The following is a 25,458-nucleotide window of genomic DNA, read 5'->3' as shown; positions in this document are numbered from 1 at the left end:
CGACACTGAGACAACGCATGGATATCAAACGCACCGTCCTATGGGTCATCTTCTTCATGTCAGCTGTCATGCTGTTCGACAACTGGCAGCGCGACCATGGACGCCAGTCGATGTTCTTCCCGAGTGCGACGCAGACCAAGACCGCGAGCACTGCCGCGCCGGGTTCGTCGACGACGGGAACCCAAACCGCCGAGCTGCCGCAGACGAGCGCCGCCGCACCGGAGTCGACGGTACCCGCCGCGCAGCAGGCGCAGCTGGTTTCCTTCACCACTGACGTTTACCGTGGCCAGATCGACACGCGTGGCGGCACGCTGTCGAAGCTCACGCTGTTCAAGCCGGGCGAGGACAAGCAGCCGGCTCAGGTGATCACGCTGTTCGACCACACCGCCGATCACACGTATCTGGCGCGCACGGGCCTGCTCGGCGGCGACTTCCCGAACCACACCGATGTGTTCACGCCCGTTGCCGGTCAGCCGACCGACATGACGGGCAACACGCTGAAGCTGTCGTTTGAATCGCCGGTGAAGGCCGGCGTGAAGGTCGTGAAAACCTACACCTTCACGCGCGGCAGCTACGTGATCAACGTCGACACGAAGGTCCAGAACGTCGGCTCGACGCCCGTCACGCCGACCGCCTACATGGAACTCGTGCGCGACAGCCAGCCCGTCGAGACGCCGCGCTTCTCGCACACGTTCATTGGGCCGGCTGTGTACACGGAGCAGCATCACTTCCAGAAGCTGACGTTCGGTGACATCGACAAGAACAAGGAAGACTACGCGAAGTCCGCCGACAACGGCTGGATCGCGATGGTGCAGCACTATTTCGCGTCGGCGTGGATTCCGCAGCAGGGCGTCAAGCGTGATATGTACGTCGAGAAGATCGACCCGTCGCTGTATCGCGTGGGCGTCAAGCAGCCGCTGCAGACGATCGCGCCGGGACAGTCGGTCGACGTGTCCGCCCGCCTGTTCGCCGGTCCGGAGGAAGAGCGCATGCTCGAAGGCGTCGCGCCGGGTCTGGAACTGGTGAAGGACTATGGCTGGGTGACGATCATCGCGAAGCCGCTCTTCTGGCTGCTCGAAAAGATCCACAGCTACGTCGGCAACTGGGGCTGGGCGATTGTCCTGTTGACGCTGCTGATCAAGGCCGTGTTCTTCCCGCTGTCGGCGGCAAGCTACAAGTCGATGGCGCGCATGAAGGAAATCACGCCGCGCATGCAGGCGCTGCGCGAACGCTTCAAGGGCGATCCGCAGAAGATGAACGCGGCTCTGATGGAGCTGTACAAGACTGAGAAGGTGAACCCGTTCGGCGGCTGTCTGCCCGTCGTGATTCAGATTCCTGTGTTTATCTCGCTGTACTGGGTGCTGCTGTCGTCGGTGGAAATGCGCGGTGCACCGTGGATTATGTGGATTCACGATCTGTCGCAACAAGATCCGTACTTCATCCTGCCGGTGCTGATGGCCGTCTCAATGTTCGTTCAGACGAAGCTCAACCCGACGCCGCCGGACCCGGTCCAGGCCAAGATGATGATGTTCATGCCGATCGCGTTCTCGGTGATGTTCTTCTTCTTCCCGGCGGGTCTCGTGCTGTACTACGTCGTGAACAACGTGCTGTCGATTGCCCAGCAGTACTACATCACGCGCATGATGGGGCAGAAGAGAAAGGCTGCCTGATCGGGCATTGGGATCGGACGTTGAATGATCCGATCCGAACCTGCAAAAAAGGAAACCGCCCGGTTAGTGCCGGGCGGTTTTTTTATCTGCGCTTTTCTTACGAGTTGTCGGCGTCGCCGTAGAGCTGCGCGATCAGCTCCTGCACCAGATAACGATGATGCGGCGTCAGCGATTCGATCTTCGACGCGAGTTCGAGCGTCTCAGGTGAAAGCGGATATTTCTCGCCGCGCATCAGCGGTTTCGGGACATTTCTCGTCGATCCGCTCGGCGAAGGCCCATAGTGCAGCCAGTGGACATCCACTTCGAACCATTCGGCGAGCGTCCGGAGCTTGTCGTCGGTTGGAATCGTGCGGCCGCTCAGCCACTTGTGTACCGTCTGTGGTGAGACGGGCTGGTCGCCGTGATGGCGCAGATTGAAGTGCAGCGCGAGATCGGTCCCGCCCTTGAGCTTTTCCGGGGCGCGTCTCATCGCGAACTTCAGTCGCTCGGCAAAGGCCGCTTTTTCTTCGAGGGTTGGCATCCACAAATTGTGCAGTCCGACGTACCACAGGTAGACAACCGTACACGCTACATTTAGCGCGTCCTAGATTTGCCTATCTCGCGGCAGTACACGATCGGATTCGTCCCTTTGAAGATTTGTAGACCTGCAGAGCCTTCTCGCGTAAGGATGAGACTACATGAACAGTCAGAGTTTTTCTATACCAATACTGAACGCAGCTTATCTCATATGAGATAAGCTCAGGCACTCAGACTGAGCGAGTGCAGCGCGTTGTCTGCGCGAAGACACGCAAGGCGCGCGTTACAATGCCAGCCGTTCGGCGCACCGTTCGCGCACGTTTTTCCGGTCGTTCTCTCCCGCTTCCTCCGCTTGTCCACCATGCTCGCCACCGATTCCGATCCCATCGTCGCCATTGCCACTGCCCCCGGCCGAGGCGGGATAGGCGTCGTGCGTATTTCGTGTGGCCGCGCAGGAGAGGCGGCCGCGCAACCGATGATGCAGGCGCTGACGGGACAAATGCTCGCGCCGCGTCATGCGAGCTATGTGCCGTTTCTCGACGACGGCGGCGACGCACTCGACCGCGGCATCGCGCTGTATTTCCCTGCGCCGCATTCCTATACGGGCGAGCATGTGCTCGAACTACAGGGGCACGGCGGTCCCATCGTGCTTCAGCTAGTTCTGCAGCGATGCATCGACGCGGGTCGCGCGTTCGGCCTGCGTCTCGCGGAACCGGGCGAATTCACGCGGCGCGCGTTCCTCAATGACAAGCTCGACCTGGCGCAGGCCGAGGCCGTCGCCGATCTGATCGAGGCGAGCACGGAAGCGGCCGTGCGCTCGGCGGGGCGTTCGCTGGAAGGCGCGTTTTCGCGCGACATTCACGCGCTCGTCGAAGAGGTGATCACGCTGCGAATGCTCGTCGAGGCGACCCTCGATTTCCCCGAAGAGGAAATCGACTTTCTCGAAGCAGCAGACGCGCGCGGCAAGCTCGCGCGCATCCGCGATCGTCTCGCGCTCGTGCTGAGCGAAGCGCGACAAGGGGCGCTGCTGCGCGAAGGCTTGTCGGTCGTGCTGGCCGGGCAGCCGAATGTCGGCAAATCGTCTCTGCTCAACGCGCTCGCAGGCGCCGAACTGGCGATCGTCACGCCGATCGCGGGCACCACGCGCGACAAGGTCGCGCAGACGATTCAGGTTGAAGGGATTCCATTGCATGTGATCGACACGGCTGGCTTGCGCGAGACGGAAGATGAAGTGGAAAAGATCGGCATCGAGCGAACCTGGGGCGAGATCGAGCGCGCCGACGTCGTGCTGCATCTGCTCGACGCGCGCTCGGGCGTGACGCCCGACGACGAATCGATCGCCGCGCGCTTTCCATCAGGTGTTCCTGTCGTACGCGTGCTCAACAAGACGGACCTCACGGACGTCGCGCCGGGCGCGGTTGGGCTGAACGGCATCGGCGACGCCGACTTGTGCGAGGTTCGGCTGTCAGCAAAGACGGGGAGCGGAATCAACCTGCTGCGCGGCGAACTGCTGCGCATTGCGGGTTGGCAGGCTGGCGTCGAGAGTATCTATCTCGCGCGCGAACGGCATCTGATCGCGCTTCGAGCCGCTCAAGAACATCTGAGGCTGGCCGCTGAACATGCCGATCAGAACTCGCAGGCGCTCGATCTTTTCGCAGAAGAACTACGGCTGGCTCAGGAGCAGTTGAACTCGATTACGGGTGAGTTCACCTCCGATGATCTGCTGGGCGTGATTTTCAGCAGGTTCTGTATCGGCAAATAGACCGGGCATGCGCTTGTTGGGACCGGCGTTGTAGGCGTAGGGCGAGGCAGCGATCCCAAGCCGACAAGTTCAATGGAAAGTTCATTTTTTGGGTACACAACAAGGTAAACTGCGGTTTCGACATGCCCTGTGTACCAAATCAAATCAATGCCGAAATTCGCGACACCACTCAGCGAAACCCAGATCCGCGCCTTGCAGCCGCGCGAGGCGCGCTACAGCGTGGCAGACGGCAAAGGGCTCGTCCTCGAAGTCATGCCGACCGGAAAGAAGGTCTGGCGTTTCCGCTACACGCTGAACGGGCGCCGGCAACCGATGGTTACGATCGGCGACTACCAGTTGATGTCGTTGCGCGTCGCCCGTGCGCGGGCGCTGAAATACGCGGAGATGGTCGCGGAAGGTCTTTCGCCCGTATCCATGGCGCGACAGGATCGAGGCGCCGAAAAGCGCGTCGACATACTGCGCGATGCCGCCGAGCTTTACGTGGCTTCCGAAATCGCCCGCAAGTCCGACGAGTATCGGCGGGCCACGCAGCGCGCGCTCGATAAGGACATCCTGCCGGCGATTGGGCACAAGGCGATCGCGCAGGTCACGACCGAGGACATCCAGTCGATCTGCGGCGCAATCAAGCGCCGGGGCTCGCCACAGATGGCGCTGCACACGCGCAACGTCGTCAAGCGGCTGTACGCATTCCTGATCGCGCGGCACCTCGCCGCCGCCAATCCCGCCGACTCCATTCCCGCCCGGACGGTCGCCAACCAGTACGGCCGCACTCGTGTCCTTTCCGCCGCCGAGATCGGAGTCCTGCTGCACGCCACTTACACCTCTGACATACGCCGGCCGCTAAAGCTAGCCCTGCATCTGCTCGTCCTGACAATGGCCAGCAAGTCGGAATTGATCGAAGCAACGTGGCGTGAATTCGATCTCGACGCCGGTATCTGGACCGTACCCGCCGCACGCGCCAGCAACGGTCGAGAGCGCCGCATTTGTCTTTCGACGCAGGCAGCAACGATGCTGCGCGAGTTGCGCGAATCGAAGGCAAGCCGCACTTACATCTTCCCGTCGACGCGCGGAAGCGGGGATCACCCAATTGCAAAGGGCACGTTGAATCAGGCGCTCAAGACGCTGGGACTACAGGGCGAGCATTTCGTGCTGCACGATTTTCGTCGCACCGCTTCGAGCCACCTTCGGGCCTTAATGCAATCGACTGTGGGTGAGAACGGCCAAGGCGAATCGGATAACGCTGCTACGCACGAGCGTAATGGATGCGATCCGGCCCAACACGAGATGCAACTGTGGGCGGATTTTACGGATGCACAGTTCACCGAAGACGCACACGCATCGGTGAGATTGCCTCGAGTGGTGAACGTCAAATAGCTGACGCGACGCTATTGGTACACAGCATGAGCGACCACGTCCAGCGATCCTTGTATACAGCCGTAAGCGCGAGATTACATGAGGTTGCGATGTGAGCAGCTCAAGTTGGAACATCAACCAGCGTCAGGCGCGGCTTTAGGTACACAAGAAAAGAGATAAGAGGCTCGATCCTGTAACTTAGCGGGATTCGCGCGCTACACGCGAGGTTTCGCAATCAACAAAACGTCGCCAAGTCATCGACGCGATTCACCCCTGAACGGCGACCGGCTCTGAACCGTGCTCCTCGCAGTCATCCGTCGATTGATCGGCGACTGCCGCCGAATACGGCCCGATGCCTCGCCGCTCGTAGTCGTCGAGTTGGAGCAGCAGGCTGTCGAGAGCGCAAAGCTGGACTTTCGTAACCGCGGGTGCGTCAAGCAGTGCGTGCAAACGCTTGCGCCAGTAGTCCGAAGAAAGGATAGGGCCGCCTAGATCGCCCAGCAGCGCCGGCCACATGACGCGCGAAATATGCGCAATTTCCTGATCGATCAGTCGGTTCATGCTTTCCCCCGGAAATGTCCGGATAAGGCCAAAGTTCGCTTACATCTGATTATTTACTCTAGCCGCATTTTAGCCAGTCACTGCCTATAAAAACAAATAGGGTTTGACGCGATGTCGCACGACAAAACGACGTGCATGAGTCCATGCGCACGCATGCGCGTCGCCTGAGAGTTCGGGGAACCGAAGGATGTTCGGGCGTCATCCCGATGACGCGACAGGAGGAGATGCAGAACACGCCGCGCCGCGAACCGACGGCGCATACGCAGCAACAAGTGGAGAAGGGAAGGAGCGCGCTTAAAAGATGGGGTTACGCATCGTCATCATGCGGTTCCGGCGCGCCCGGCATCGAACCGCACAGGGAAGTCAGCACGACGCTGATCAGAATCAGCGCGAGCATAAACAACCAGTACTCCGTCCACGAAAAGGTGAAGGCCAGCACGGCAGCCTCCTTCCGCTCTCGTCTTCAGTGATCCGATCAATGGTGAAGCAGGCTGCGTATCGGATGTCGCCAGTCCATCCGCCTGTGGTGCTCTTCGTCGTGCAGCGCCTGGCGATGCTCCTGCCAAAGCTCGTCGGAAAACAGAAAGGCGGCGATGAGAAGCGGCACGATGAGAAACGCGCCCAGAATCAGATGCTCGATCACAGTGTCCTCCAGATCGATGGAACAGCGACGATTTCATTGTAGGCGTGTTGCGTGCCGCTGCGTGTGATCCACCGCGCACACCATGTGCGCGCTTCTCCCCGCGCAAAACACGCGCCCGCTTTGTCGCTTTTGCTCATCCGGCAATGGTCAGGCAGTCGACTTTTTCCACGCAGCCGCCAGCAGCCCAGCGCCGATCAGCAGGGTTCCGCCCGTACAGTTGATGCCACGTTGCACGCGCGGGCTGCGAATCGCGCGCCGCGCCGCCGACGCGAGCAGCGCATACCCGAGCGCATTCAATGTCGCGATCGTGACGAAGGTGGCTTCGAAGATCGCGATCTGGGACCACGTGGCAACCTGCGTATCGATGAACTGCGGAACGAAGGCCACGAAGAACACGATGCTTTTTGGATTGAGCGCCGTCACCGCGTACGCGTGCGCGAAGATGCGGCCCGTGCGTGTTTCTTCCGTGGGCGAAGCATCGCCCGTCGAGACGGGTGCGCGCCATAGCTTGATGCCGAGGTAAATCAGGTACGCCGCGCCAACCCATTTGAGCGCCGTGAAGAGCGTCGCCGATGCAGCGAGAACGACGCCGAGTCCGAGCATCGACGCAGTCATCGATGTCAGATCGCCCAGTGCGACGCCCGCGGTCGTGACCAACGCGTAACGCCGGCCGTGGCCGAGCGCATAGGAAATTACAAGCAGCACGGTAGGCCCAGGAATCGCGACGAGGATTGCGGACGCGATAGCGAAGGGAAGCCACTGAGCGAGTGTCATGAAAAGTCTCCTGTGAGGCGGTCGATTTATCCACGAACGTTGCGGCTGCGCAAGCCGCAATTAGTGTCTGCCTGCACGTGCGTCCGAAGCGTGGAACGCACTCAGGCATCCTTTTTATTCTGTGTCCGCTTCAATCTGCCGCCGTATTTGATGAGTTAGACGAATGACTTTGTGTGCAGCGCATCAACATGCAAAATGCGTCGTCGCAAATCGCCTAAAACCATTTAGGCGTAAACGCGAATCCCGCCTGCAAACAGTTATCCAGAGACGCTTTGCGCTGGCAATCTCAATGGGCAATCCACCGCATATTTGCCTCATAGCGGCATTTGGAAAGCGTTCAGACAGTCGCGCGACCGCTGCGACAATTCGCCGCTGTTGCGAGTGCACACAAAATGTGCTTGCCGCTCAAACCAGTTCTCCTACATTTTTAGCTGTGGCTCTTTTCCGGCAGTTAAACACATAGCTAACCGAGCAATAATCCGCACGGAGTTAACCATGAAAAAGCGAGTCGCCATTCTTTTCGCATTGTCGGGTTTAGTCGCGGCCGCTGCTGCGCAGGCACAGGATGTCGTGATCAAGCCTCTGCAAACGGTGCAATTCAAGGCGAATGCGTATGGCTGCCTGTCGAAGGATAAGCTCGACGCCGTCACCCAGCACGCACAGGCGGGCGAGCAGCAGCAAATGCAGGAGTTCTTCTCGGGTTATCAATGCATCTCGACGCCGGAGAATTCGGATTTCCGCGTCGTTCGCGTAGTCGGCCATGACGTCGAATTCGTGAATGCCGGCAATAGCGACACTCAGGGTCTTTGGACTAACGACCGCTTTATCAAGCAATAGGCTTTTAAAGTTCGATTTCACCCGACATCGATTGTTGGGTGATTACAGACATCTGAACGAGAGAACGTCTTTCGGGATTTGGCATGGCCAGACTATTGTCTGGCCATTTCCATTTTCTCGCCGCCTTTAGCCGACTTTTGAGTCTCTGTCGGTCCCCCCAATTCGCCGCAAAGCCTTCTATTTCTCGGTTCCAGGCCGTCGCGGGCACCGCTGGCATGCCTCATCGGGCTTTCATACCGCCCCAGCATATTCGGTATCATCACGCTCCCACCTTGCCGCAGGACGCATTGCCAGGCGACGGCTCAATGGCACGCGGGTTCGGCACACATGTTGCTGCTTTCGAAATGAAGCGAAAGCAGGCGGTTGACGCAACAAGGGGCTCGCAGTTCGGCCCCGCGATAACCGTGCGTTTGTTCAACGGCGAGACGCGCGATCCGAGGCGTGACCGCTGCAAGGCAGGGAACGATCATGGCAAGGTACGCAGACTCTCTATTCACTATCCGGTCCGCTTTCGCTGGACCAGGCTACAGCATGGCTCTGAAATCGACAATTTATAAGGCTGAACTCCAGATCGCCGATATGGACCGGCACTACTACGCGGACCATTCGCTGACGATCGCCCTGCACCCGTCGGAAACCAATGAGCGGATGATGGTTCGCCTGGCCGCGTTCGCGCTGTTTGCACGGGAACGCCTCGAATTCTGCAAAGGCCTGTCGGATATCGACGAACCTGATCTGTGGGCCAAAGACCTGACTGGTGCCGTCGACACCTGGATCGAAGTCGGACAGCCGGACGAGCGCCGGATCGCCAAGGCGAGCAGTCGTGCAAACGACGTGATCGTGATCGCATACGGCGGCAAGACTTCGGACATCTGGTGGCAGGGCGTACGCAACAAGGTCGAGCGTCTGCGGAACGTGACCGTGTGGTCATTGGGCGAAAACGTCGCGCCCGCGCTCGCAGCGCTGGCCGAACGGACGATGCGCCTGCAATGCACCGTGCAGGACAACGCCGCATGGCTCGGCAGCGAAACCGCCGATGCCGTGCCGATCGACTGGACGGTTCTCAAGGCAGGCGCCGACGCGCGCCCCGCCGTGCGCGGCGAACGTTGAGCCAATCCGCCGCTTTGTGTACCTAAAAATCGCGTCTTTGGCTCATGCCATCTGATCCGGCGGCCCTTTGAGCTCAACCATGTTGCCCTCGGGATCGAACAGATACAGCGAGGGACCATAACCATCCGCACCGTAGCGCGTCGCCTGCTCGCCGATCTGGACATTCTGGTCGGTCAGCCACACCTTCAGCGCATCGGCGTCGAACGGCTCCACGCGCAGGCAGAGGTGATCCATATTCCTTCCCACGCCGGGCACGCCGCTTTCCGGCCTGTCGATGCGCCCACCGACCTGCAACAGGTCAATCAGCGAGCGTCCCGCCCGAAGCTGGATCAGGCCAAGGTCGCGCTGTTCCTTCTCCAGCGCGCAGCCCAGCACCTCACGGTAGAAACGCGTCATCGCCTCCAGATTGGCGGCGCGGATGACGACGTGATCAATATCGAGAATCTGGAATTTCATGGCACGGCGTCCCGTTCCTGGAGTTCGTGTTGAAGGAACCAGTTTAGAAGGAAACGCGTGCGAGGGCTGAGGCGGTTCTTCCTGCCCGGAACGGGATCAGGAGAGCCAAAAAACTGCGGACGAAAAAAAGCCCGCTCGATTGGAGCGGGCTGAATCCATATCAGGAGGAGACATGGAGGAGACAGAAACCACTATACACGCCGGCTTGATGCGACGCAATAACTTTTTAAGGGAAAACCCCAATTTTTTCACAGGCCCGTTTTATCCCGAAATTTGGGAATTTGCTCACCGGCCGAAGCCGGCCACGCGAGCCAAATGACAGAGCAAGAACCGGAGCGTAGTGTGTGAGCTTGCTCGCTAAAGTGGTAAGCATCGAAACCGTCCCTCGGGGCAAACGATGAACACAGCCTTCTCCAAAGCCGCTCCCGCCGCATTCGCCACTGACGACGAACGCTGGACGGCCGTTCTGAACCGCGACGTATCCGCCGACGGCGCCTTCTTCTACGGCGTCCGGACGACGGGCGTATTCTGCCGTCCGTCATGCGCGTCGCGGCTGCCGCGGCGGGACAACGTTGACTTTTTCGGCTCGACCGACGAAGCGCGCGCCGCCGGCTATCGCGAATGCAAGCGCTGTCAGCCGGGCGGCTTGCCGCGTGAACTCGATATCGTCAATCGCGCGTGCGCCGCGCTCGATGCCGATCCGCAGCAGCGCCTCACGCTCGCGCAGTTGAGCGAGGCCGTGCACGTCAGCCCGTTTCACTTGCAGCGGCTCTTCAAGCGCGTGGTTGGTGTGTCGCCGCGTCAGTATCAGGCGGCGCAACGCGGGGCAGCGCTGCGCGACGCGTTGCAGCGCGGCGCGGACGTCACGCGCGCGACCGTCGACGCGGGTTTTGGCTCGCCATCGCGCATGTACGATACAGCGGCGGCGGAGCTCGGCATGGCGCCGTCCGAATATCGGCGCAAGGGTGCCGGACTGCGCGTCCACTATGCCAGCGCGTCGACTTCGCTCGGTCTCGTGCTGATCGCGACGACCGACAAGGGTATCTGCAAGATCGCCTTTGGCGACGATGAAGCGCCGCTCGTGGATGGCTTGCGCAAGGAATTCGCAAGCGCGGAACTGATCGCGGACCCCGCGCGGCTCGCGCCGTTCATCGAGCAGATCGATGCGTACTTGCGCGGCAGACGTCAGCGCTTCGATCTCCCGCTCGACATCGCCGCGACCGCCTTCCAGCAGCGCGTGTGGGAAGCGCTGCGCCGCATCCCCTACGGCGAGACGCGCAGCTACTCGCAGATCGCCGAAGCGGCCGGCTCGCCGCGCGCAGTGCGGGCCGTCGCGAGCGCCTGCGCGTCGAATCCCGTCGCGCTCGCGATACCATGCCACCGCGTCGTGCAGAAAGGCGGCGCGCTGGCGGGCTATCGCTGGGGCGTCGCGCGCAAGGCGATGCTGCTCGACGCGGAAGCGCACCATGAAGCGAACGCCGACGACGAAGCCACCCAACCCATCGCCGACATGGATCACGCCGCTTGAGCACCACGCCGACCGCCACCGTCACGCTAGAACTGCCGTTCAAGGCTCCATACGACTGGCCGCGCATTCTGCGCTTTTTCGCGGGCCGCGCGACGCCCGGCGTCGAAGCTGTCGAAGACGGCGTATGGCGCCGCGCGATCGACTGGAACGGCGACAGCGGCACGCTTGCCGTGCACAAGCATCCGAAGCGGCGCTGCATCGTCGCTACGATCGACGGCGCCGCGAGCCGTCACGCGAAGGCGCTCGCCGCGCCGATCGCGCGCATGTTCGACCTGCATGCCGATCCGGAGGCAATCGGCGCGAGCCTTTCTGACGATCCCTGGCTTGCGCCGCTCGTCGCCGCCGTGCCGGGTCTGCGCGTACCCGGCGCGTGGTCCGCGTTCGAGCTCGTCGTGCGAGCGATCGTCGGCCAGCAGGTCAGCGTGAAGGCCGCGACGACGATCATCGGACGAATCGTTCAGCGCGCCGGCGAGCGCATCGAAGACCACCCGCACGAAACGACCGCCTGGCGCTTCCCGACACCCGCCGCGCTTGCCGCCGTCGACCTTTCGCAGATTGGCATGCCGGGCAAGCGCATCGAAGCGCTGCAAGGCTTTGCGCGCGCCGTCGCGTCGGGAGAAGTGCCTGTCGATAGCGTCGGCAACGTCGGCAGCGCGCCCGTCGATGTGGCGCAACTGCGCGCGTCGCTGCTCGCGCTGCCGGGCATCGGTCCGTGGACGGTCGAGTACGTCGCGATGCGCGCGTGGCGTGACGCCGATGCGTGGCCCGCGTGGGATCTCGTGCTGATGCAGGCCATCGCCGCGCGCGACCCGGCGCTCGTCCGCCCCAACCAGCAACGCGCGCGCACCGACGCATGGCGGCCCTGGCGCTCGTATGCGGCGATGCATCTGTGGAACGAGGTCGCCGATCGCGCGGGCGCGGCACGCGGCGGCTAGCGGCCTTCCGCACACTTGTGCAGATACCGTCAATCGACTTGGTGCCCTTGCGCGGCGTAGAGTGAAGGACGCGGACCGGACATCGCAGACAAGCGTGGTCATGTGCCGAGGCGAGCGCGGTCACGGGTCGCGCACGAGCGCGACAAGCGGCCCGAAACGGCCGCAAGCAGCCGTTCTGGCGAGATGTTAAAGTGCCCGCTACCGAAAATTCCGCCGAACGTTGTCGACCGCGCCGAGCAGCACCGTGCGGCGCATGGCGGCCGACGATGTCCGACCCGCATCAATGCCAAACACGACACTCTCCCGCACGACCGACGCGCTGTTGCACCGCCTGTCCGTGCTGACATCCGGCCCGCAGCGCGACGCACTGACGACCGGTTTGCGCGGCATCGAAAAGGAAAGCCTGCGCGTGACCGTGGACGGCCATCTTGCGATGACGTCGCATCCACGCGCGCTCGGCTCGGCACTCACGCACCCTTCGCTGACAACGGACTATTCGGAGGCGCTGCTCGAGCTCATCACGCCAGCCGAGCATGACGCATCGACCACGCTCGAGCGTCTCGATACGCTGCATCGCTTTGTCTATTCGGCGATCGGCGACGAACTGCTGTGGAACGACTCGATGCCGGGCCTGCTGCCCGAGGACGACGAGATTCCCATTGCGGACTACGGCACGTCGAACATCGGCAGGTTGAAGTACGTGTACCGCGTCGGCCTCGCGCTGCGATACGGGCGCACGATGCAATGCATCGCGGGCGTCCACTACAACTATTCGTTGAACGAAGAAGTGTGGCGGCTCCTTCGCGCCGATCAGCAGTCGACGGCAAACGCCGTCGACTTCCAGTCCGAACGCTATCTCGCGCTAATCCGCAATTTCCGGCGCACGAGCTGGCTATTGATGTATCTGTTCGGCGCGTCGCCGGCGCTCGACGCGCGCTTCCTGCGCGGCCGTCCGCATACGCTCGAAACGTTCGACGCCGACACGCTCTATCGTCCATACGCAACGAGCCTGCGCATGAGCGACCTCGGCTATTCGAACACGACTGCGCAAGCCGCGCTGCACGCCGACTACGACACGTTGCAGGGCTATCTCGACGGGCTCGCGAAAGCCGTCAGCCAGCCGTATCCGCCGTATGAGGCAATCGGCACGCAGCGCGACGGCGAATGGGTGCAGATCAACACCAACGTATTGCAGATCGAAAACGAGTTCTACTCGACGATCCGTCCGAAGCGCGTCACGTATTCGGGCGAGCGGCCGCTGCATGCACTCGCCGCGCGCGGCGTGCAGTACGTCGAAGTGCGCTGCATGGACATCGATCCGTTCGAGCCGACGGGCATCTCACTCGAGACGGCGCGTTTTCTCGACGCGTACCTGCTTGTCTGCGCGCTCGACGACAGCACGCCGCTGCCGCCGCCGGCATACACGGAGGCGAACCAGAACTTCGGCCGCGTGACGATGGAAGGGCGCAAGCCGGGACTCGAACTGATCCGCGACGGGCAACCCGTCAGGATGCTCGACTGGGCCGATGAACTGCTCGCGAAGATCGACCATGCAGCCGCTGCGCTTGATCAGATTCGCGGCGACGACAGTCACGCGCGATCGGTCGCTGCGCAACGCGCGAAGCTCGCGGACGCGTCGCTGACGCCATCGGCGCGCGTACTGCAGATCATGCGCGACAAACAACAAAGCTTTCTCGCATTCGGCCTCGCTCAAAGCGTCGCGCACGCGCAGTATTTCCGCGCGCATCCGCTGGATCAGGCGCAAGCGCAGGAGTTCGCCGCGCTGGCCGTCGAATCGCTGGCCCAACAGCAGAAGCTCGAGCGCGAAGAAGTCGGTTCGTTCGACGCGTTCGTCGCTGCGTACCGCGCTTACACGTTGAATCGCTTCAGCGTGTAAGCGCAAAGACCGCGAGGGTTTGAGTCTGAGCCGCGCAGCAAAAAGGGCAGCCCCGTGCTGCCTTTTTTGTGACCGCATCAAATCCCGTCTGGGCCAGAAATTGCTGCATGTAGATGTTGCGCTGCTCAACGCCGATCGGCTCGCGTGCGGCATGCTCGCCCGATGAAACATGCCGCTTCGGCTGCGGTCCAACTTTTATAACGCAGCGCTTTAGCGCTCGGCCACATAAATGGGAGGAACTCCGTTATGCGAAAAAGTCTGATGGCCGTGCTCTGCGTGCTGGCCGCCGGCTGTTCGACGCAAGGGCAAGTCAATCCCGATGTGATGCAGATCGCGACCGCGCCGCTGACCTGCACGAGCAAAGCCCAGTGCGACGCCTGGTGGCAGCGCGCGCACTCGTGGGTCACGGCGAATTCTCGCTATGAGGTCGCGACCACAACCGATTCGCTGATCCAGACGACGGGCCCCGAGGGTGGCAAGCGCGCGCTCGCCTTCGAGATCACGAAGACGCCGAACAACGACGGCACATCGACGATCGGTTTCGCCGCGCATTGCGACAGTTCGCTCGGATGCAAGCCGAATCCCTGGGAGGCCGGCGCCGATTTCAAGCAGTTCGTACGGGGAGGCTCGCCGCATCTGGCGGCGCCGTCGACGTCCGGTCAATCGGCTGGAACGAACGGCCAATCGACATCGTCGCCAACAGGGGAGCCGGCCTCTCAGTAAGAGCACACTCAAGAGTCGCCAAAGCATCTTTAAGAGCTTCCGTTCCAGCGGCGGCGTCAATGGCCCATCGACGCCGCCGCGCCCTTTTGGGGCTTCGTAACCCACACCAGACACGCGAGCACGATGAAACACGCAAACGAAATTCGAAAGAAATCGTTGGTCGCCATCATGTAGCCTTGCTGTGTGACGATCTCGTTCAGTTGCGCCGTCACAGCCTGCCCCTTAAGACCCAACGATGTCAGCAGATCGCTATAAGACGTCGTATTCGCCGAATAGGCGCTCACCGATTCCGACAGCACCGCGTGGTGATAGATCGCGTCGTTTTCCCAATACGTCGTGCTGATTGCTGTACCGATTGCGCCCGACAAGGTCCGCAGAAAATTCGATAACCCGGAGGCGCTTGCCAGACGCTCGTCCGTAATGCTGGACAGCGTGATCGTCGTCATCGGCACGAAGAAGCACGCAACGCCGATGCCCTGCACGAGGCGAGGCAGGATCACCTGATTGAACGGCGCATCGAGCGTGAACGTCGAGTTCCACAGCGACACGAACGCGAACACGACGAACGCGAAGCTCGCAACGATACGCAGATTCAGCCGATGCATGTTGCGCCCGATCATCGGCGATAACACGAGCGCGAGCAGGCCGACAGGCGCCGTCGCGAGCCCAGCGAGGCCCGCCGTATAACCCATCACCGTCTGTAGCCACAGTGGAAAGATCACCACCGAGCCGAAGAACGCCATGAAGCCGAACGAGATGATCAGCGCGCCGAGTGCGAAATTGCGGTCCTTGAAGAGCGTCAGGTCGACGACGGGCTCTTTCTCCGTCATCTCCCACACGAGCATGAAGGCAAGCGACGTCACCGCGATGATCGCGAGCGCGACGATGAACGTCGAGTTGAACCAGTCGCGGTCCTTGCCGAGGTCGAGCACCATCTGCAGACACGCGACGCCGATCACGAGCAGGCCAAGCCCGATGCCGTCGATGCGCTGTTTCGTCGTCGGCGTTTCGCGCCCGCGCAGCAGCACGAACGCGCACGCCGCCGAAAACAGACCAATCGGCAGATTGATGTAGAAGATCCACGGCCACGTGTAGTTGTCGGTGATCCAGCCGCCCATCACAGGGCCGAAGATCGGCGCGACGATCACCGTCATCGCCCACAAGCCGAGTGCGAGCCCGCGTTTTTCGAGTGGGTACGAACGCATGAGAATCGTCTGCGACAAAGGCACCATCGGCCCGGACACAAGCCCCTGAATGAGACGAAATGCGATCAATGATTCGAAGTTCTGAGCAAAGCCACAGGCGGCGGATGCCAGCGTAAACAGCAGCACGGACAGCGTGAATAGCCGCACTTCGCCGACGCGTCGCGCGAACCAGCCCGTCAGCGGCACAGCGATCGCCGACGCCACCGAATACGACGAAATGACCCACGTGCCTTCGCTGGTCGCAACGCCGAGGCTGCCGGAAATCGTCGGCACGGCGACATTGGCGATCGACGTGTCGAGCACTTCCATGAACGTGCCCAACGCGAGGCCCACGGTGAGCAATGCCAGCGTGCCACCCGCAAGCGGGGCAGGGGCGGGTGCAGCATGGCTGCCAGGCACGGGCGCGGCGGGTGGGCCGGCGTCGGACGCGGGCGCGTCGGGGGATGCCGGCAATTCAGCCGTCGTGTCGTCGGAAGCGGACGCCGATGCGCTCATTCGTTATTCTCCCAGTCGCGGCAGAAGAACTTGCCATGACATGGAAATGCGACCCGCATATGGCCGCGCTTTCATGTCCTGACACTCTCTGCCCAGACAGCTATATCTCCAAAACAAAGCCGCGCCAGGCGCGGCCGCTCATACTACGTCGCGCGGGGCGGACGATCCGTGCTCTTCTTCCTCGTGATCGCGGCCTGCGCCACATCCGCCAGCGCCGCTTCCTGCATCGATGCCGTTGGCAATAAAACGGCTCAGCAGATCGATCAACGTCGACAGATCCGCTTCGGAAAAACCGCGCAATTGTTCATTGAGCACGGTCGCGCCGATCCCCGGCAATTGCGACGCCGCGTGAAGACCTTGCGGCGTGAGTTCCAGCTTCACGATGCGCCGGTCCTTGTCGCTGCGCGAGCGAGCGATCAGCCCTTTCTTTTCGAGGCGATCGAGCATCCGCGTCATCGACCCGCTGTCGTACGACATGGCCCGCGACAGCTCGAACGGCGTCGTCGCGCGGCCGCACGAAAGCAACACGATCACGCCGATCTGCTGCGTCGTCAGCCCGAGGTGCGCGACCGCGCGATCCGTGCGGTCGACCAGCACGTTCCGCGCTTTGGTCAGGTAATAACCGAGACTCGACTCGAGGTGAATCGACTCCGGCTGATACGGGCCATCTGTCATAAGTGTGCTGATGAAAAGCGCAGGCAGGGTATGCACCGCGCGGACTTTGGGGATTCTATCTGCCCAGGCAGCGAGGTCAAACGCGTGCACGGCTGACAAGAAACGCAATCCCAAAAAACAACACAAGACCACGCTGCGGAGCACAGTATCTTGAAAATTAATTGCATAGTCAATATTATGACAGGCAACGAGTTACGCGATCTGCGTCATCGGAGACCATGTTCTGACCCGCACTAGCGTGCGCCCGTCCTTCACCGGCGCACAGAGGATTCCCGCGATGCTGTACCTGAAAAACACCCTCGGCGGCTGGAGCCGCTCATTGACCGAGTCCGCGATACAAACACTTCAAGGGGCCAACCGCTGGTGGAAAGTGGCCCTGTATGCGGTGATCTTCGTTCTGCCGGGTGGGTCTCTTGGGGTATTGCTCTTCGCGTGGATCGAACGTCGGCGCTCTCGCAAGGCCACGCAGACGGGCAGGCCCGTCGCGCTGCTAGCCGCGCCGCTCAAAGCCCGTTCCACGGGCAACCGTCAGACGATCGCTCCAGCCGCAACACTCTGCCAGGCGCGTCCCGATGCGCCGCCTTGCCGCGCCGCCTTGCCCCGCCGCCGCAGGCAAGCAGGCGCGGCAGACTACGGCTGATTCGCGCGTTTAAACTTCATTTCCGTTTGTTCCTCGACCAAGGGCTGCCGCGACAGGCGGCCCTCGTTTTGCCATGCGCAGCGCGCCTTCCCGTAACGGCGCGTAACCGTCGACTCACCGTCCGTAACACACGTTAAGCGCGTGCCGCATTACTCTTCTGTTTTCGTCGCAGGCGCCGCGTAAGCTACCATTCGAGCCATCGCGGAGACGCGCTGGCTGTCGCGCGGACGGCCGCTCCGCGAAAGTCTCGGCGCGTTGCGCCATCCGAATCGACAGGAATTCATTTGCATGCAGTTTGATCGAACTTCGCGCGCCCGCGCCGCAGTCGCGAACGTCGCGCGGCCACGCGTCCTGAGCGCGGCCGTCGCCGCTGCGCTGATGGTCGCGCTCGCCGGCTGCGCCGTCGGTCCCGACTACAAACGGCCGTCCGTCGACGTTCCCGCTTCGTACAAGGAAGCCGCCGACGGCTGGAAAGTCGCGCAGCCCGCTGACCAGCAAGATCGCGGCGCCTGGTGGAGCATCTACAGCGATCCGCAACTGAACGCGCTCGAAGACAAGCTCAATGTGGCGAACCAGAGCATCGCGCAGTTCGCCGCTGCGTACCGGCAGGCGCGCGCGCTCGTCGGCGAGGCGCGCGCCGCGTATTTCCCCATAATCAGCGCGTCGGGAGACGCCACGCGTTCGCGCTCGCCGAGCCGCAACTTCAGCGGCTCCGTGACGGGCGGAGGAGGCGGCACGACGTCATCGCTGAGCAGCTCGGGCACGATCAGCAACAGCTACAACCTGTCGCTCGACGCGACCTGGGAGCCAGATCTCTGGGGCAAGGTCAGCCGCACCGTCGCTGCACAAAAGGCCGGGCAGCAAAGCGCAGCCGCCGATCTGGCAAATGCGCGCCTTTCCGCGCAGGCGACGCTCGCGCAAACCTACTTCAATATCCGATCACTCGACGCGCAGCAAAAGCTGCTCGACGATACGGTCGCTGCTTATCAGCGCACGCTCACGCTCACGCAGAACCGCTATGCGCAAGGCGTCGCCGCGCGCTCTGACGTGATTCAGGCGCAAACGCAGCTGCAATCGGCGCAAGCCGCCGCCATCGACAACGGCGTCGCGCGCGCGCAGAACGAGCACGCCATCGCCGTGCTGGTCGGCGAACCGGCTTCGACCTTTTCGTTGCCGCCCGCGCCCCTCGACGCGGTGCCGCCTGCCGTGCCCGCGCAATTGCCGTCCGCGCTGCTCGAACGGCGGCCGGATATCGCGTCGGCGGAACGCAAGGCCGCGGCGGCGAACGAGCAGATCGGCGTCGCGATTTCCGCGTTCTTCCCGACGCTGACGCTATCCGCGAGCGGCGGCTTCGAAAGCTCAGTGTTCTCGCAACTGCTAACGGCGCCGGCGCGCTTCTGGACGCTCGGCCCGCAACTGGCGGCAACGATTTTCGATGCAGGCCTGCGCAGCGCCCAGACTCAGGCGGCGCGCGCCGCGTACGACCAGGACGTCGCCACGTATCGGCTGACGGTGCTGACAGCGTTCCAGGATGTCGAGGACAACCTCGCATCGCAGCGCATCCTCGAGCGGGAGATCACGGTTCAGCAGGCAGCCGTGCAGTCCGCGCAACAGGCGCTCGACATCGTCACCAATCAATACAAGTCCGGCACCGTCGGTTATCTGAACGTGCTGAGCGCGCAAACCACCGCGTTCACGGCCGAGCAGAAGCTCGCGAGCATCGCGGGTCAGCGGATGGTGTCGTCGGTGGGTCTCGTCAAGGCGCTGGGCGGCGGTTGGGATGCTGCGCAGATGGACCGCGAGACGGGCGACGTCGCGGCACCCGCGCCTGCTGCGCCGGCCGCGCCTGTTGCAAAAGCGGCCGCAGCCGGTCGAACTCCAGGCTGAACCCTCCCTACGCACGACTCGAACGCAACGCAAACGCAAACGGCCGCCATGCGCAAACATGGCGGCCGTTGTGCTTGTGATCGTCTGTGAGCCGCGCGAAGGTCAGTGGGTAAAAGTGAGCGCGACCTGTCCGGGACCCGTCGGGCGTCCAAGCACATTCAGCAACCCGGCGAGATTGTCGGCGGCATCGGGCGTCGCGCTAGCCTGGCCGTTGAACGACGTCGAGGCTTCGCTGAGCGTGCCGTGCCCCGTGAGCAGCAACGGTCCCTTCGATGTCGTCAGGTCGAGCGTGCCTGCCGCGCCCTGCGCCTGGAACACGACCCGATACGACCCGAGCGGCTTCACGCGCGAAACGCGCGAGCTCATGTCGTTGAGCGTGACGATCAACTGGCCGTACGCCTGGCGGTTGAAGCTGCGCCAGTCGGTCCATGTGAGGCGCACGTCGCCTTGCAGATCGAGCGTGTTGAACGGCGCGCCGAGGCCCGCGAGCAGCGAGGCCGGCACGGCCATCGTGCCCCCCGAGAGCGTCGCGCTGCGCAGCGTCGCGTCGACGGTGACAGGATCGGGCATCGCTTCGCTTTGCCGCATCTGCATGCGCACGCGGCCCGTGAGGAGCGGCCAGAACGACGTATGCCATTCGATGCGCCCCGGCAGCAGCGTCGCCGCTTCGGCGCTGGGCCCAGCCGCGAGCATCAGTGAAGCCGAGCCGTGCCACAACGACCCCGACGGATCGATCAGATTCACATGCCCTTGCGTGGCCTTCGCGAACTGCGGCGTGATCCACGCGGCAGGCGCCATCACGAGCACAACGAACAGATTCGCGATAAACGCAACGACGATCCAGGGCAGCGCGACGCGCAAACGCCGCATCCAGACATTCATGCGTGGTCCCGTGACAGCTTCGTCATTTGATGGTCGCGGGTTGCAGCGATGCCGTCAGGTCCACCTGGCCGTCCGCCTTCAGCCCCGTCACGTGCGCTTCGGACACCTGCACCTTGAACTGCCTGCGCGCGTCGTCGAGCCACTGCGTCCATGTCGGAAACGACGCATTCTTCAGCTGGATCTGCACGGCGTTGCCGAGCACCTGCACCTGTGTCGGCGCCAGACCGTGATCGTTCAGCGAGGCCGTCAACGCATCCTTGAGCGCGCCGCCCGTCGGCGCGGCGCCCTGGGCCGCCGCCGACAATGTGCGCGCTTCGTTCGCCTGCGCCGTCATCTGCGAGAGCTGACGCTGCAGGCCCGGTATCGATTCCCGCAGCCGCGCGCGACCTTCCTGCGCGGGCGCCCACAGCACCGACCACACGATCACGACGGCCAGCACCGCGCTGCCCCACGTCAGGAGCGCCTTCTCGCGCGCCGTGCGACCTTCCCAGAAGCCGGCCCATGCGTTCAAGAGTTCTGCTTTCATTGTCCGTTCCTGATGGTCCACTTGCCGGTGTTGCTGTCGATCGCGCCGTTCAGGCCATTGCGCGTCAGACGCTGCGGGAAATCCGCATCGACCTTCACTTCGGGCTTGAACGTCACCTCGAGCCGCCGGTCGTGATACTCGAGCGCGGCAAGTCCATTGACAGGCACAGGCCCGAGCGAGCGAGCAAGGCCGTCCGCGAGCGAGAGGAAATCATCTGGCGACAGCTCACCCGCCGCGACACGCAACTGCTGCAACTGGCGCGCCATCTGGTCCGGCGCGTCGAGCACGACCGTGGTCTTCGGAAACGTGTTGAGCAGCAGCTCCGCCATCTGCGCGTTGACCGCGTCGCGCTGGCGCGAGAGCATCAGCCACTGCACGTTCGCGCCGATGATCGCGACCAGCACCGTCCCCGCCAGCAGCCACAGCGGCAGGCGCAGACGGCGCAGCGTCGCGCGATCGAGCCGCCACGGCTGCACCGCGAACTCGAACTGGCAGAGATCGAAGCGGCACTGGATCGCGTTGCGCGCGAGCGTCTCGAACGACAGCGGCAGTGCGCCGGTAATCGGCGAGCCACGGCCGGGCTGCGCGGTCGACGACAGGCGCGGCTCACTGCCGGGCAGATCGACGAGCGTGTAGAGCGTCACGGGCGCGTTGCCCGCGAGCGCCGCGACCGTCGCGTTGACGGCCGATTCCGGCAAGGCGAGCCCTTCGCCGAGCAAACCGCGCGTGAGCGCGAGTTCGACGCGGGGCGGCGCTGCATCGACGATGGCTTCCTCGCCGAGCACCGCGGCCGTCGACGACACCACGTTGCCCAGCACCGCCGCGACGACGGGCGTGATGTCCTGGGCCGCTGGTTGTTCGCGTGAAGGCGGCGACTCCGCGTCCGTGCCGGCCGCCACGGCATGTTCCGCATGTACCTCAGGCGCGGGCGCAGCGGCCGTGGTCGCGGCGGGCTGTGGCAGGCAGCGCGCGACAGGCACCGCCTTCACATTGCGATGGCCCGCCGCCGTAAAGCCTTCGACGATAAAGCGGAACCAGCCGCGATCGACGATCGCGAGCACGTGGCGATTGCCGTCGAGCGTCTGCGGGTCGAGCGCGATATGGGTGGTCTGCGGGTCCTGGATCAGCTGGTCCTCGACGACGTTCGGCAACGCCTGACGCAGGCGCGGGCCTTTGAGCGGCGGGACGGTGGCGGCGAGCATCAGGCAGTCGCGCGCGCCGATCATCAGCACGGTCGACGACGCGCGTGGCAGCAGCCCCGGCGCCGAGCGCCCGGCTCGCTGGATACGGCCCGACTTGTCGAGCAGCAGGAACGGCAGGTCGGGCAGTTGCCATTCCTGCGACGGCACCGCCGGATCACGCGGCGGCAAAAGAACGATCAGCGTGCTCAAAGGCCACTCTCTCGGGAAATTGCAATGTTCATAGCTGGTCTCGTCCCCATACGATACGCGTCGTGTGCGTGAGCGCGTCGCGGTAGATGAGGGTGGTGCGGTCGACCTCGGCGCGCTCGTGCTCGACGCGGCCGTGGACGAGGAAGTAGCTGGTGTTCACGTCCATCTGGTTCGGATCGAACACGAGTTGCTGGGCGCCCGTGCCGCGCACTGCCAGCTGCACATCGCCGACGTTGCGAAAGAACACGGTTTCGCGCCGCGCGACCAGAGCCTGCGCGCTCGACAGGTTCATCCCCGGCACGATGGCGGCGATCACCTCGGCGGGCGCCGTATTCATGTTGACGGCCGTGGCAGTCGGCAGCACGGTCACGAACGGGCGCAGCCGCGCGATCATCTCGGGCGTGAAGCCTGGCACGTCGAGCAGCGAATCGACGCCCGTCATCTGGATCGGCGCGACGGGCGCGTTCTCGTCGGTATCTTCGAGGCCGGGCTGATCGGTATAGTTGCCGCCGCCGACGGCGCCGCCCTGCGGCGTCGTCTGTGGGCTCTGCAGCGAGGCACCCGTCAGCGGATTGGTCGGCGTCTGGAACCGCGTCGCCGACATGCGCAGCCCCGCGCGCAACTGGAGCGCCGTGGTCTTCGCGAGCTGGCCGTTGATGCCGAGCAACTGCAGCAGCCGCTGGAACGCCTGGACCTGCTGGATGTTCAGCGTCAGTGCGCCGGGCACGGCCGTCGACACGAGATTGCGCAGATTGAATTTGGCCTGCGCGTCCTCGATCGAGCCAGAGACATAGGTAGCCGCGCCTTCCTGCGCGCGCACCTCGCCGATCTGCCCGAGAAAGTCGGACAGGCGCGTGCGCGCAATGGGCACGCCCCACACGCCGCCGAGGTATGTGATGCCCGCCGACGTATCGCCCTCGGAGCGCAGAATGAGGCGCGTCCAGTCGAGCGCGCCACGCGACACCCACTGCGCCTGCGCGAGCAGCCGCTGGTTTTCTATGCGCCGGATCTGCACCTGCTGCCGCCAGAGCATGCCGGCCACGAGAATCGCCGACAGCGCGACGACGAGCAGCGCGCTGATGATGGCGGCGCCGCGCTGGCCGCTGAATCGACGAGAGGGCATGACGACACGGCGAGTACGCATATCACTCCCCCACAAGAAAAACCCGGACGACAGGCCGCGCCAGCGAACTGGCCCCGACACTCATCTCGAGCCCCGTCACGGAGCGGGGCAATGGCGCATTGCCCAGCTGCGGGACCTTGAGGTTATTGTCGTTCTCGGTGATCGCCGACTGCACGTCTTTCATCTGCGTCGTCCAGCCGACTTTCGGTACATACAACCTGGCCGTGATTGCGCCGACGCCACCCATCAGCGGCACGGAACTCCAGTTTTCGTTCTCGCCGCCGCCCAGCGCGCGGCGCACCTCGCCGACATTCGACAACGGCGGCGACGCATAACGGATGATGCGTCCGCTGGCGATCCGGTAGCGCACGACCACGAGCCTCGGCGCCGTGCCCGGCGCGTGCATGTAGCGCACGATCTGCAGGGCATTGCCGTTCACCGCGACGGCCGGCTCGCCCGCCTCGTCATCCGATGCGGCGTTGCGCGCGTCGATGCGCATCTGGTCGAACAGCTGCGCGAACACGCGCTCGTCTTCCATCGCGTTGGTGATCGTTTGCCGTCCGCGGATGATCTGATCGAGTCCGCGCCATGACAGCACCGCGATCACCGCGAGAATCGCAATCGCGACGAGCAGCTCGATCAACGTGAAGCCGCCCGCCGTCTTCGTGAGCAGCGGCGAACGGCGCGCGCGCGCGACGCCTGACCTAGAGCGAACGGTTCGTTTCATTCCCGATCACCGTTACCAGCTGTGCGAGATTGCCGGGATGTCCGGGCGTCGTCACCGAAAGCTCGACGCGCCTGAATATCGGGTTCGGCGTCGCGCTCACACGTTCCGTGCAGATCAACTGCAGGTTGCCCTGCGAGCAGTCGAAGCTCTGCGTGCCGACATCGGGCCACGTATGCGCCAGATGCAACTGCGCGAGCGCGTTGTCCGCGCTCCAGCCGGCCAGCAGGCGCCGGTGCAGGTCTGCTTCGCCCGTCGCGAGACTGCCGACGGCGCGCAACGACGCCGCCAGCGCCACCGCGATGATCGCCAGCGCGACCAGCACCTCGATCATCGTGAAGCCTTCGACAAGGGCGTTAATTGCAGCGCCGCGCGAGCGGCGCACACGAAGCGCACGCATCATCAGCGCACCTCGTAACGGCCGTTGCCGGTGCCGACGATCGTCGCGCGGCCGACGGGGGAAAACAGCGTCACCTGTACGGGCGTATCGATGCTCTCGGTGCCGAACACGATGCGCTCCGAATGGGTGTCGGAGCCCGGATAGTCGATCGCCACGCCCGTCACCCCGCCTTCCCACTGGCGCGGGCCGAGCAGATCGTCGTCGCGCAGCGGACGCCAGCCGTCGTTCGTGTGGATGTCGAAACGAAAGCCGCCTTCGACGGGCAGCCACGCGATCGGCCGCGCGCGCACCTGCGCTTCGTCGCCCGCCGATTCGAACAGCAGCGCCAGACGCTGCGCCTCTTCGTTCAGATCGGTACGCGGATTGCGGGTCATCGTCAGCGCCGCGAGCGACACCAGCAGTCCCGCGATCACCAGCACCACGAGCATTTCGAGCAGCGTGAAGCCGCGCTGCCGTCGGTGCAAAATTGCGCGCGATGCATGCCCGTGAGCAATCACGCGCAATGCGTGCCCGTGCGCGCCATCAGCGTGGTTAGCGCTTATGGCCACACGTGACGACGATGCGCAAAGCGTGCAGTCGGACAGTTGCATGGTGCGGGTAACAATCAACGTCAAAGAATTAAACGACGCCTACTGCCACGAGCCGACGTCGGCATCGTTGCCTTCGCCGCCCGGCTTGCCGTCCGCGCCGTAGCTGAACACGTCGATCTCGCCGTGCACGCCCGGATTCAGGTACTGATACGTAT

At 63.4% G+C, this 25,458-nt stretch carries 27 protein-coding genes; 11 read left to right on the top strand and 16 right to left on the bottom strand.

Going from position 1 to position 25,458, the window contains the following annotated elements:
• Nucleotides 1–17: 17 nt before the first annotated feature.
• Nucleotides 18–1,670 carry a membrane protein insertase YidC gene (gene yidC / locus AB4Y32_RS00135; protein ID WP_368719414.1) on the top strand — a complete coding sequence of 551 codons (1,653 nt, stop codon included), beginning with the start codon at nt 18–20 and terminating at the stop codon, nt 1,668–1,670.
• A 97-nt stretch (nt 1,671–1,767) separates the two neighbouring features.
• On the opposite strand, the gene AB4Y32_RS00130 is transcribed toward yidC, so the two are convergent.
• The gene (locus AB4Y32_RS00130) at nt 1,768–2,190 is read right to left on the bottom strand and encodes a transcriptional regulator (RefSeq protein ID WP_368719413.1); all 423 of its coding nucleotides are present in this window, start codon (nt 2,188–2,190) and stop codon (nt 1,768–1,770) included.
• A 357-nt stretch (nt 2,191–2,547) separates the two neighbouring features.
• On the opposite strand from AB4Y32_RS00130, the gene mnmE reads away from it, so the two are divergent.
• Entirely contained in the window at nt 2,548–3,948 is a 1,401-nt protein-coding gene (gene mnmE / locus AB4Y32_RS00125) for a tRNA uridine-5-carboxymethylaminomethyl(34) synthesis GTPase MnmE (protein WP_368719412.1), read from the top strand.
• A gap of 147 nt (nt 3,949–4,095) precedes the next feature.
• On the top strand, nt 4,096–5,322 hold the full coding sequence (locus AB4Y32_RS00120) for a tyrosine-type recombinase/integrase (protein WP_368719972.1): 1,227 nt from the start codon (nt 4,096–4,098) through the stop codon (nt 5,320–5,322).
• Nucleotides 5,323–5,568: 246 nt separating this feature from the next.
• Here AB4Y32_RS00120 and AB4Y32_RS00115 read toward each other — a convergent pair whose 3' ends face one another.
• The 4 genes from AB4Y32_RS00115 to AB4Y32_RS00100 all read right to left on the bottom strand — a co-directional run bounded on the left by AB4Y32_RS00115 (nt 5,569) and on the right by AB4Y32_RS00100 (nt 7,279).
• Complete coding sequence (locus AB4Y32_RS00115) at nt 5,569–5,862, bottom strand: hypothetical protein (RefSeq protein WP_368719411.1); 294 nt, start codon at nt 5,860–5,862, stop codon at nt 5,569–5,571.
• A 307-nt stretch (nt 5,863–6,169) separates the two neighbouring features.
• A complete protein-coding gene (locus AB4Y32_RS00110; protein WP_368719410.1) occupies nt 6,170–6,301 on the bottom strand; it encodes a hypothetical protein in 132 nt (43 codons plus the stop codon).
• 36 nt (nt 6,302–6,337) lie between these two features.
• Nucleotides 6,338–6,505 (bottom strand): hypothetical protein, encoded by a 168-nt coding sequence (locus AB4Y32_RS00105; protein ID WP_162849289.1) that lies wholly within the window; start codon nt 6,503–6,505, stop codon nt 6,338–6,340.
• 147 nt (nt 6,506–6,652) lie between these two features.
• On the bottom strand, nt 6,653–7,279 hold the full coding sequence (locus AB4Y32_RS00100; protein ID WP_368719409.1) for a LysE family translocator: 627 nt from the start codon (nt 7,277–7,279) through the stop codon (nt 6,653–6,655).
• 495 nt (nt 7,280–7,774) lie between these two features.
• On the opposite strand from AB4Y32_RS00100, the gene sap1 reads away from it, so the two are divergent.
• Nucleotides 7,775–8,116: a surface attachment protein Sap1 gene (gene sap1 / locus AB4Y32_RS00095; protein WP_368719408.1), complete on the top strand. Its 342-nt coding sequence runs from the start codon at nt 7,775–7,777 to the stop codon at nt 8,114–8,116.
• A gap of 531 nt (nt 8,117–8,647) precedes the next feature.
• Nucleotides 8,648–9,226, top strand: a complete 579-nt coding sequence (locus AB4Y32_RS00090) for a YaeQ family protein (protein ID WP_368719407.1) — start codon at nt 8,648–8,650, stop codon at nt 9,224–9,226.
• 42 nt (nt 9,227–9,268) lie between these two features.
• Here the strand turns inward: AB4Y32_RS00090 and AB4Y32_RS00085 are convergent, their stop codons facing one another.
• Nucleotides 9,269–9,682, bottom strand: a complete 414-nt coding sequence (locus tag AB4Y32_RS00085) for a VOC family protein (RefSeq protein WP_368719406.1) — start codon at nt 9,680–9,682, stop codon at nt 9,269–9,271.
• Between the two features lie 397 nt (nt 9,683–10,079).
• Between AB4Y32_RS00085 and ada the strand changes: the two genes are divergently transcribed.
• From ada to AB4Y32_RS00065, 4 genes are all read left to right on the top strand, one after another.
• Complete coding sequence (gene ada / locus AB4Y32_RS00080; RefSeq protein WP_368719405.1) at nt 10,080–11,210, top strand: bifunctional DNA-binding transcriptional regulator/O6-methylguanine-DNA methyltransferase Ada; 1,131 nt, start codon at nt 10,080–10,082, stop codon at nt 11,208–11,210.
• Nucleotides 11,207–12,145, top strand: a complete 939-nt coding sequence (locus AB4Y32_RS00075; RefSeq protein WP_368719404.1) for a DNA-3-methyladenine glycosylase — start codon at nt 11,207–11,209, stop codon at nt 12,143–12,145. The genes ada and AB4Y32_RS00075 overlap by 4 nt, the downstream gene beginning before the upstream one ends.
• Before the next feature lie 283 nt (nt 12,146–12,428).
• Nucleotides 12,429–14,042, top strand: coding sequence for a glutamate--cysteine ligase (gene gshA / locus AB4Y32_RS00070; RefSeq protein ID WP_368719403.1), 1,614 nt, complete (start codon nt 12,429–12,431; stop codon nt 14,040–14,042).
• A 246-nt stretch (nt 14,043–14,288) separates the two neighbouring features.
• Nucleotides 14,289–14,765, top strand: coding sequence for a hypothetical protein (locus tag AB4Y32_RS00065; RefSeq protein WP_368719402.1), 477 nt, complete (start codon nt 14,289–14,291; stop codon nt 14,763–14,765).
• Nucleotides 14,766–14,821: 56 nt separating this feature from the next.
• Here AB4Y32_RS00065 and AB4Y32_RS00060 read toward each other — a convergent pair whose 3' ends face one another.
• Together AB4Y32_RS00060 and AB4Y32_RS00055 are read right to left on the bottom strand one after the other, a co-directional pair.
• Entirely contained in the window at nt 14,822–16,465 is a 1,644-nt protein-coding gene (locus AB4Y32_RS00060; RefSeq protein WP_368719401.1) for a DHA2 family efflux MFS transporter permease subunit, read from the bottom strand.
• Nucleotides 16,466–16,603: 138 nt separating this feature from the next.
• Nucleotides 16,604–17,140, bottom strand: coding sequence for a MarR family winged helix-turn-helix transcriptional regulator (locus tag AB4Y32_RS00055; protein WP_368719400.1), 537 nt, complete (start codon nt 17,138–17,140; stop codon nt 16,604–16,606).
• A gap of 277 nt (nt 17,141–17,417) precedes the next feature.
• Here AB4Y32_RS00055 and AB4Y32_RS00050 point away from each other — a divergent pair, with 277 nt between their 5' ends.
• Together AB4Y32_RS00050 and AB4Y32_RS00045 are read left to right on the top strand one after the other, a co-directional pair.
• Nucleotides 17,418–17,780 carry a hypothetical protein gene (locus tag AB4Y32_RS00050; protein ID WP_368719399.1) on the top strand — a complete coding sequence of 121 codons (363 nt, stop codon included), beginning with the start codon at nt 17,418–17,420 and terminating at the stop codon, nt 17,778–17,780.
• A 288-nt stretch (nt 17,781–18,068) separates the two neighbouring features.
• On the top strand, nt 18,069–19,667 hold the full coding sequence (locus AB4Y32_RS00045; RefSeq protein WP_368719398.1) for an efflux transporter outer membrane subunit: 1,599 nt from the start codon (nt 18,069–18,071) through the stop codon (nt 19,665–19,667).
• A 102-nt stretch (nt 19,668–19,769) separates the two neighbouring features.
• Here AB4Y32_RS00045 and AB4Y32_RS00040 read toward each other — a convergent pair whose 3' ends face one another.
• The 8 genes from AB4Y32_RS00040 to AB4Y32_RS00005 all read right to left on the bottom strand — a co-directional run.
• Nucleotides 19,770–20,549, bottom strand: a complete 780-nt coding sequence (locus tag AB4Y32_RS00040; RefSeq protein WP_368719397.1) for a type II secretion system protein N — start codon at nt 20,547–20,549, stop codon at nt 19,770–19,772.
• A gap of 22 nt (nt 20,550–20,571) precedes the next feature.
• Nucleotides 20,572–21,075 (bottom strand): type II secretion system protein GspM, encoded by a 504-nt coding sequence (gene gspM, locus AB4Y32_RS00035; RefSeq protein ID WP_368719396.1) that lies wholly within the window; start codon nt 21,073–21,075, stop codon nt 20,572–20,574.
• Nucleotides 21,072–22,466 carry a type II secretion system protein GspL gene (gene gspL, locus AB4Y32_RS00030; protein WP_368719395.1) on the bottom strand — a complete coding sequence of 465 codons (1,395 nt, stop codon included), beginning with the start codon at nt 22,464–22,466 and terminating at the stop codon, nt 21,072–21,074. Before gspL ends, gspM begins: the two co-directional genes overlap by 4 nt.
• A gap of 28 nt (nt 22,467–22,494) precedes the next feature.
• A complete protein-coding gene (gene gspK / locus AB4Y32_RS00025; protein WP_368719394.1) occupies nt 22,495–23,589 on the bottom strand; it encodes a type II secretion system minor pseudopilin GspK in 1,095 nt (364 codons plus the stop codon).
• Nucleotides 23,590–23,611: 22 nt separating this feature from the next.
• On the bottom strand, nt 23,612–24,316 hold the full coding sequence (locus AB4Y32_RS00020) for a type II secretion system protein J (protein WP_368719393.1): 705 nt from the start codon (nt 24,314–24,316) through the stop codon (nt 23,612–23,614).
• Nucleotides 24,294–24,716 (bottom strand): type II secretion system minor pseudopilin GspI, encoded by a 423-nt coding sequence (gene gspI, locus AB4Y32_RS00015; protein ID WP_368719392.1) that lies wholly within the window; start codon nt 24,714–24,716, stop codon nt 24,294–24,296. The genes AB4Y32_RS00020 and gspI overlap by 23 nt, the downstream gene beginning before the upstream one ends.
• Nucleotides 24,716–25,216, bottom strand: coding sequence for a GspH/FimT family pseudopilin (locus AB4Y32_RS00010; protein ID WP_439899690.1), 501 nt, complete (start codon nt 25,214–25,216; stop codon nt 24,716–24,718). The genes gspI and AB4Y32_RS00010 overlap by 1 nt, the downstream gene beginning before the upstream one ends.
• Nucleotides 25,217–25,342: 126 nt before the next feature.
• Nucleotides 25,343–25,458 (bottom strand): type II secretion system protein GspG (locus AB4Y32_RS00005; RefSeq protein ID WP_368719971.1); only part of this gene is annotated, 116 nt, incomplete at its 5' end.

Source organism: Paraburkholderia phymatum, assembly GCF_040965635.1.
Lineage (GTDB): Bacteria > Pseudomonadota > Gammaproteobacteria > Burkholderiales > Burkholderiaceae > Paraburkholderia > Paraburkholderia phymatum_B.
This window is presented reverse-complemented; position numbering and strand designations above follow the sequence as displayed.